Origin of the sequence: Streptomyces sp. AcH 505, from assembly GCF_000818175.1 — a bacterium.
Taxonomy (GTDB): Bacteria; Actinomycetota; Actinomycetes; order Streptomycetales; family Streptomycetaceae; genus Streptomyces.
Genome location: NZ_JTIY01000002.1, coordinates 712,877 through 721,804, shown reverse-complemented (window position 1 = coordinate 721,804; position 8,928 = coordinate 712,877). Strand labels below are relative to the sequence as shown.

2 protein-coding genes are annotated in these 8,928 nt (G+C 73.0%); both read left to right on the top strand.

Annotation, left to right across the window (positions count from 1 at the left end; genetic code table 11):
* A partial coding sequence (locus HY68_RS33350; RefSeq protein ID WP_157874538.1) for a non-ribosomal peptide synthetase occupies positions 1-3,383 on the top strand: 3,383 nt, incomplete at its 5' end.
* The coding region (locus HY68_RS44345; protein ID WP_042000602.1) for a non-ribosomal peptide synthetase at positions 3,383-8,928 on the top strand (5,546 nt) is incomplete at its 3' end. The genes HY68_RS33350 and HY68_RS44345, both read left to right, overlap by 1 nt.

Sequence of the window (8,928 nt, the reverse complement as noted above, 5' to 3'; positions counted from 1 at the left end):
TGCTGCGGGTGCTCGAAGCGGTCGCGGCTGATCCGGACCGGACGATCGGCGGGATCGATCTGCTGGACGGCGCCGAACGGGACCGGCTGGTGCGGGGGTGGAACGACACCGCGCGTCCGCAGCGGGAGGCGACTCTGCCGGTGCTGTTCGAGGAGCAGGTGGCGCGCACCCCGCAGCGTCCTGCGTTCTCCGCCGGCGGGACGACGCTGACGTACGCGCAGCTCAACGCACGTGCCAACCGGCTGGCGCATCTGCTCGCCGAGTGCGGGGCGGGTCCCGAGCAGATCGTGGCGATCTCGATGCCGCCGTCGGTGGAGCTGGGCGTGGCGGTCCTGGCGGTGCTGAAGGCCGGCGCGGCGTATCTGCCGGTCGATCCGGGGTGCCCGCAGGAGCGGTTGTCGGTGATGCTGGCCGACGCGGACCCGGTCTGCGCCCTGACGTCGCGGTCCGGCGATCCCTTCGCCCGTACGCTGCCCCGGCTGGTGCTGGACGATCCCGAGCTGGTGGAGCGGCTGTCGGAGCAGCCGGCGCACGATCTGGCGGACGAGGACCGTACGCGGCCGCTGTCGCCGTGGCACGCCGCGTACGTCATCTACACGTCGGGGTCGACCGGGCTGCCCAAGGGGGTGCTCGTCGAGCACCAGCCGGTGGTCAACTACCTTGCGGTGTCGGCCGAGTTGTATCCCGGGGTGGCGGGGAACGCCTTGCTGCACTCGCCGCTCTCGTTCGACCTGACGGTGACCGGTCTGTTCGCGCCGCTGCTGAAAGGCGGCTGCGTGCATCTCGCGGACCTTGAGGAGCTGCACGAGCAGGCCCTCACGGGGCGGGCGCCGGTGGACCTGCCGCAGATGACGTTCCTCAAGGCGACCCCGAGCCACCTTCCCCTGATCACCGGGCTGCCGGCTGCCTGCGTCCCGGAGGGCGAACTGGTCCTGGGCGGGGAGTCGTTGACCGGGCGGGCGGTGCGGGCGCTGCTGGCGGAGCACCCGGGGGCTAGTGTCCTCAACGAGTACGGCCCGACCGAGACGATCGTCGGCTGCACGACCTGGCGGGTCGCGTCACCGGACGATCTCACCGACGGGGTGCTCACCATCGGCCGGCCGTTCCCCAACACCCGGATGCTGGTGCTGGATCCGTATCTGGAGCCCGCCCCGGTGGGTGTGCCGGGCGAGTTGTACGTCTCCGGGGTGCAGTTGGCGCGCGGCTACCTCAACCGGCCTGGCCTGAGCGCCTCCCGGTTCGTCGCGAACCCCTTCGACGGGCCGGGGACACGGATGTACCGCACGGGCGACGTGGTGCGCTGGAACCGCCACGGCGAGCTGGAGTTCATCAGCCGGGTCGACGACCAGGTGAAGATCCGTGGTTTCCGGGTCGAGCTGGGTGAGGTCGAGGCGGCGCTGGCGCGGCATCCGGCGGTGTCCGAGGCGGTGGCGGTGGTCCGGGAGGACCGGCCGGGCGACCGGCGGCTGGTGGCGTACCTGGTCGCCGACGGGCCGGCGCTGCCCGCGGACGCCGAGCTGAGGGGGCATCTCCAGGAGTCGTTGCCGGAGTACATGGTGCCGTCGGCGTTCGTACGGCTCGACGTGCTGCCGCTGACGGGGAACGGCAAGCTGGACCGCAAGGCGCTGCCCGAGCCGGACTACGCCCGGCACAGTTCGCTGCGGGCCCCCGCCTCGCCTCGTGAGGAGGCGCTGTGTGCCCTGTTCGCCGACACCCTGGGGCTGCCGGAGGTCGGTGTCGACGACGGCTTCTTCGATCTCGGCGGTGACAGCGTCCTGTCGATCCAGCTCGTCAGCCGGGCCCGTACGCAAGGTCTCGCGCTGACGGTGCGCGACGTCTTCGAGCACCAGACAGTCGCCCAGCTCGCGCAGGCACTGGGCGCTGCGGAGCCGGACACACGGCAGGCGGACGTCGAGGAGCAGGGGGCGAGCGGGCCGGTGTCACCGACCCCGATCATGGGCTGGCTGGCCGAACTGGGCGGCGCGGTCCAACCGTTCAACCAGTCCGTGGTAGTGGCGGTACCGGCGGACGCGGACCGGGAGCGGCTGGTGCGCGCGCTCCAGGCGGTGCTCGACCGGCACGACACACTGCGGCTGCGGGTCGGACCCGACTGGACGATGTCGATCGCCGAACCGGGCGGTGTCGATGCAGCCGGCCTGCTCAGCGAGCACCACGCGCCGGGTCTGGCCGACCCGGCGGTGTACACGCTCGTCACCGAGCTGGCCGCCGCCGAGCGGGACCGGCTCGACCCTGCCGAGGGGGTGGTCCTGCGGGCGTGCCGGCTCGACCGGGGCCCGGAGCAGCACGGGCTGCTGGTGCTCGTCGCCCATCACCTGGCCGTCGACGCCGTGAGCTGGCGGCTGCTGGTGCCGGATCTGGCGGCCGGCTACGAGGGCCGGCCGTTGAGTCCGGCGGGCACCGGCTGGCGCCGGTGGGCGGCCATGCTGGAGGCGCTGGCGACCGATCCGGACACCGAGGCCGAGGCGGACCACTGGCTGCGTTCCGCCGCTCCCGCGCCCGAGCCGGCCCTCGACCCGGTACGTGACACCCATGCCGGTGCCGGTCAGGTCGTGCTCGACCTGGACACGGGGACCACCGAAGCACTCCTCAGCCGGCTTCCCGGGGTGTTCCACTCGGACGTCGAGGAATTGCTGCTGACCGCGTTCGGCCTGGCCGTCGCCGACTGGCGGCGGGGCAGGGGCGACGGCGCCGGGCTGCCCGTGACGGTGGACCTGGAGAGCCACGGCCGGCACGAGCATCTCGTCCCGGGAGCCGATCTCAGCCGTACCACCGGATGGTTCACCGCGATGTACCCGGTCACGCTCAGCCCGGAGGTGACGGACTGGGCCGACCTGTGGGACGGCGGGCCGGCGGCGGGCCGCGCGTTGAAGCAGGTGAAGGAGCAGGTGCGCGCGGTGCCCGGTGCGGGTCTCGGCTACGGTCTGCTGCGTTACGTCAACCCGCGCACCCGTGACCGGCTGGCCCAACTCCCCGTTCCCGCGTTCGGCTTCAACTATCTGGGGCGCTACACCGGCGGCCGGGCGGCGGACGGCGCCGGTGAACCGGACGCGTGGAGCGTGCTGGGCCGGGGGGTGGCCGGCCAGCATCCGGACGTCGCCCTCGCGCACCTCGTCGACCTGGTCGTGGGCGCTCATGACACCGGTCAGGGGCCCCGGTTGCACAGTGTGTGGACATACGCCGCAGGTGTGCTGTCGGAGGAGGACGTACGGCTGTTGGGCGAGGGCTGGTTCAGGGCGCTGCGGGCGCTGGTGGAGCACGCCGGCCGGCCTGAGGCCAGCGGTCTCGCACCGTCGGACGTCGCTCTCGTCGAGCTGAGCGAGGACGACATCACACGACTCGAAAGCGAATGGGGTTCCCTCTGATGGCCAAGTCCGGCTTGGAAGACATCCTGCCGCTGTCCCCTTTGCAGGAGGGCATGCTGTTCCACAACCTCTTCGACGGTGAGGAACTCGACGCCTACAACGTCCAGGTCTTCGTGGAGCTGGCGGGGACCGTGGACAGCGACCGGCTCCGGACGGCGGTCGGGGCGCTGCTGCGCCGGCACGCCAATCTGCGTGCGGCCTTCCGGCACGAGGGTCTGAAACGTCCCGTGCAGCTCATTCCCCGCGAGGTCGCCCCACCGTGGCGGGAGGAGGATCTGACCTCCGTCCCGGCGGAGGAGCGGGAGGCGGCGGCGGAGCGGATCGCCTCGGAGGAACGCTGGCGGCGGTTCGACCTGTCCCGGCCCCCGCTGCTGCGGTTCACCCTGATCCGGCTCGGCGGCGGCCGGCACCGGCTGGTGCTGACGAACCATCACATCCTGCTCGACGGCTGGTCCATGCCGGTACTGCTGCGTGAGCTGATGACGCTGTACACCACCCACGGCGACCTCACGGCGCTGCCGCGGGTGCGCCCGTACCGGGACTACCTGGGCTGGCTGAAGTCCCGTGACAGGGAGGCCGCCCGGCTGGCGTGGACGGAGGCGTTCGCCGCGTTCGGCTCACCGAGCGTCGTGGCCCCGGAGCGCGGTGCGCTCACGGCGGCACCGGAGCGGATCCACTTCACCGAGGACGAGGCGTTCAGCGCCGCACTGACCCGGTTCGCACGGTCGAACGGAGTGACGGTGAACACCGTCGTCCAGGGCGCCTGGGGTCTGGTGGTGTCGCATCTGACGGGCCGCGACGACGTGGTCTTCGGCGTGACCGTCAACGGCCGGCCGCCGGAGCTGCCCGGGATCGACACCATGGTCGGGCTGTTCATGAACACACTGCCCCTGCGGGTCGTCCTGCGTCCGCAGGAGCCGCTGGCGGCGTTCCTGCGGCGGACGCAGACGGAGCAGGCGCGGCTGCTCGACCACCAGTGGGTGGGGCTGGCGGAGATCCAGCGGTGGGCCGGCGCGGGTGAACTCTTCGACACGGCCATGGTGTTCGAGAACTATCCGCTCGACTCCGCCCGTGGCCGCCCGGCCACTGCCCCCGATCCCGGCCTGCCCACCGTCCTGAAGATCCACTCACGGGACCAGATGCACTACCCGCTCGCCCTGCTGGCCGTGCCCCGCGAGACGCTGCGCTTCTCGCTGGGGTATCTGCCGCAGCTCTTCGACACCGGCCGGGTCGAGTCGGTGATCGCCGCCTTCCGCCGGGTGCTGCGCACGGTCGTCGAGGCCCCCGCGACACCCGTGGGCGCGGTCCCCCTGCTCGACCCGGAGGTCCGGCGGACCGTGCTGGAGCGGTGGAGCGGGTCGGACGGGCGTCCCGATCCGGAGCTGTACACGGACCTGTTCGAGGAGCAGGTCCGCCGTACGCCGGACAAGCCCGCGCTGATCGCGGCGGACGGCCGGCTGACGTACGCCGAGCTGAACGCCCGCGCCAACCGGCTCGCCCGGCGTCTGGTGGAGCTGGGGGTGGGTCCTGAGGGCCTGGTGGCCATCGCGGTGGCGCGCCGTACCGACCTGGTGGTCGGCATGCTCGCGGTGCTGAAGGCGGGCGGGTCGTACGTGCCCGTCGATCCGGACTACCCGCCCGACCGGGTCCGGTACATGATCGAGGACTCCGATCCCGTGCTGGTGCTCACCACCCGCGACATGGACGAGCGGATCGGCTCGGAGTGCGGGGGGACGCTCACCTTCGTGCTGGACGACCCCCGGCTGGAGCGGACACTGCGTCAGCACGCGGCCACCGATCTCGTCGACGAGCACCGCAACGCGCCGCTGCTGCCGCACCACCCCGCCTACGTCATCTACACCTCCGGCTCGACGGGACGGCCCAAGGGGGTCGTCGTCGAGCACCGGGCGCTGTCGGCGTTCGTCCGGCACTGCCGCACCGAGGACGCGCCGGCCGTCTCGGGACTGTCGGTGATGCAGGCGTCGGCGTCGTTCGACCAGAGTGTCGGCTCACTGCACGCCCCGCTGATCAGCGGCGGCTGCGTCCGGCTCGCCACGCTGCCCGACCTCGCCGAGACGGCCCGCACCGAACCCGGCTTCCGCCGCGCGACGTTCATGAAGGCCACGCCCTCGCACCTCGCGCTGCTCGCGACGATGGACCGGGACGTCTCCCCTTCCGGCATCATCACACTGGGCGGCGAGCAGCTGCGCGGGGACCTGCTGTCCCCGTGGCGGGAGACGGTGCCCGAGGTGACCGTCATCAACGTCTACGGGCCGACGGAGGCCACCGGACACTGCCTGGAGCACGTCATCATGCCGGGCACCGAGGTGCCGCCGGGACCGGTTCCGATCGGCACCCCGCACGCCGGGGTCCGGGTGTACGTGCTGGACTCGGCGTTGCGGCCGGTCGCCCCCGGGGTGACCGGTGAGGTGTATCTGGCCGGCCGGCAGTTGGCACGGGGGTACCTGGGGCGTGGCCGGCTGACGGCCGAGCGGTTCCCCGCCGACCCGTTCGGCGCTCCCGGCAGCCGTATGTACCGCACCGGTGACCTCGCACGCTGGAACGGAGCCGGGGAACTGCTGTTCGCCGGCCGTGCCGACCATCAGGTCAAGCTGCGCGGGTACCGCATCGAGCTCGGCGAGATCGAGTCCGCCCTCGCGGCCCGGCCCGGCGTCGCCAGGGCAGTCGTCCTGTTGCGCGAGGACCAGCCGGGCGACCAGCGGCTCGTGGCGTACGTCGTGACGGATCCCGGCACCTGGGACGAGAGCGCGGCGCGGGTGGAACTCGCCTGCCTGCTCCCCGAGTTCATGATGCCGTCGGCGATCGTCGCGCTGGACGCCCTGCCGCTGACGCCCAACGGCAAACTGGACCGCGCGGCGCTCCCCGCCCCGGCGTACGCGGCCGCGCCGGCCGGCCGGGCACCGCGCACACCGCGCGAGGAGATCCTGTGCGCCCTGTTCGGCGAGATCCTCGGGGTCGGTGAGGTCGGCGTCGACGACAGCTTCTTCGACCTGGGCGGCCACTCGCTGCTCGCCACCCGGCTGGTCAGCAGGGTCCGTTCGACCCTCGGCGCCGAGCTGTCCATCCGGCGGTTCTTCGAGGCGCCGACGGTCGCCGGACTGGCCCGTGTCCTGGACGACTCGGGCCCCGCGCGCGCCCCGCTGACCGCGCGCCCGCGCCCGGACCGGCTGCCGTTGTCGTACGCCCAGCAACGCCTCTGGTTCCTGCACCAGTTGGAGGGCCCCAGCGCCACGTACAACATTCCCGCCGCGTTCCGCCTCAGCGGTCCGCTGGACCGGGAGGCCCTGCGGCTGGCGCTGCTCGACCTCGTGGCGCGCCACGAGAGCCTGCGCACCGTCTTCGCCGAGGACGCGCTCGGCGCGCACCAGACCGTGCTCGCCCCCGAGGACGCCCGCCTGGTCTTCGACACGGCCGACTGTACCGAGGCCGACCATCCGGCCGACCTGGCGCGGGCGGCGCGGTACGCCTTCGACCTGGGCCGGGAGATCCCGGTGCGGGCCCGTCTGCTGCGCGTCGGCGACGAGCAGCACGTACTGCTGCTGCTGATCCACCACATCGCGGGCGACGCGTGGTCCCGCGGCCCGCTGGGCCGTGACCTGACGACCGCCTACGCCGCCCGCTGTGCGGGCAGCGCTCCCGCGTGGGCACCGCTCGCCGTCCAGTACGCCGACTACGCGCTGTGGCAGCGGGACGTTCTCGGCGACGACACCGACCCCGACAGCCTCGCCGGCGCGCAGCTCGCCCACTGGAAGCAGGCACTCGCGGGACTGCCCGAGCAGCTCGACCTGCCCACCGACCGGCCAAGGCCCGCCGTCGCGAGTCAGGCCGGTGACCGGGTCGAGTTCTCGCTCGGCGCCGAACACCACCTGCGGCTGGCCGAGTTGGCGCGGTCGACCGACACCACACTGCACATGGTCGTGCAGGCGGCGCTGGCCGCTCTGCTCACCCGGCTCGGTGCCGGCACCGACATCCCCGTCGGCACGCCCGTGGCGGGACGCACCGACGACGCGACCGACCACCTCATCGGCTTCTTCGTCAACACGCTCGTCCTGCGCACCGACACGGCGGGCAATCCCACCTTCCGGGAACTGCTCGGCCGCACCCGCACCACCGATCTGACCGCCTACAGCAACCAGGACCTCCCCTTCGAACGGCTCGTGGAAGCTCTCAACCCCACCCGTTCCCTCTCCCACCACCCGCTCTTCCAGGTGGTGCTGGCGGTCCAGAACGCGGGCCCCCTCGCCGGGGAGACACCGCCCCTGGCGTCGTTGCCGGGCGGCCTGGTGGTGTCCGGGCTGGCGAGCACAGCGACAGCGGCCAAGGTGGACCTCGGGTTCTCGGTGTCGGAACGGCGGGCGGACGATCACACGCCGCTCGGCGTCACGGGTGTACTGGACTACAGCACGGACCTGTTCGACCACGGGAGCGCCCAGGCGCTGGCCGACCGGTTCGTCACGTTGCTGACCGACGCGGCCCTGCACCCCGACCGGCCGCTGAGCCACCTCGACGTACTGGGCGCCGAAGAGCGCCACCAAGTGCTGGACGGCTGGAACGCCACCGGCCGTGGCCTCGCGCCGACCACCCTGCCGGAGCGGTTCGAGGAGCAGGTCCGGCAGCGGCCGGACGGGCAGGCGCTGGTCTTCGCCGGTACGCCGCTGAGCTACGCCGAGCTGAACGCGCGCGCCAACCGGCTGGCGCGGCTGCTGGTCGAGCAGGGCGCCGGTCCTGAGCGGATCGTGGCGCTCGCGCTGCCCCGCTCCCCGGAACTGGCCGTGGCCGTGCTGGCCGTGGCCAAGGCAGGCGCCGCGTACCTGCCGGTCGACCCCGGCCATCCGGCGGACCGGATCGCCGGCACGCTGGCGGACGCCGCGCCCGTGGCGCTGGTGACCACGAGCGGTGCGGGCGCGGCACTGCCGGAGCCGGGTGTGCCGCGCATCGTGCTGGACGCCCCGGAGACGGCGGCACTGCTCGCCGACCGCGACCCGGGCGACCTGACCGACGCCGACCGGCGCACGCCGCTGCTGCCCGCGCACCCCGCGTATGTCATCTACACCTCGGGCACCACCGGCCGGCCCAAGGGGGTGACCGTGACCCACGCCGGGCTGCCGGGGCTGCTGGACATCTTCACCACGCAGTGCGGGGTCGTTCCCGGCAGCCGGGTCCTGCACCATCTCTCCCCCGGCTTCGACGGGGCGTTCTGGGAGCTGACGATGGGGCTGCTGACCGGGGCGACCCTGGTGGTCGCACCCCCGGACCTGGTGCCCGGCCGTGGGCTCGCCGAGCTGGCGGTGCGGGAGTCGGTCACGCACGCGGCGATCACCCCGGCCGTGCTCCAGCTGATGCCCGAGGGGGCGCTGCCCGCCGGGATGACGCTGGTCGTGGCCGCCGAGAGCTGCCCTCCCGAACTGGTCAAGCGCTGGTCGTCGGGGCGGCTGATGCTCAACTCGTACGGTCCGACGGAGGCGACGGTGTGCGCCACGATGAGCCGCCCGCTGGCCGGCGCCGTCGCCCCGCCGATCGGCGG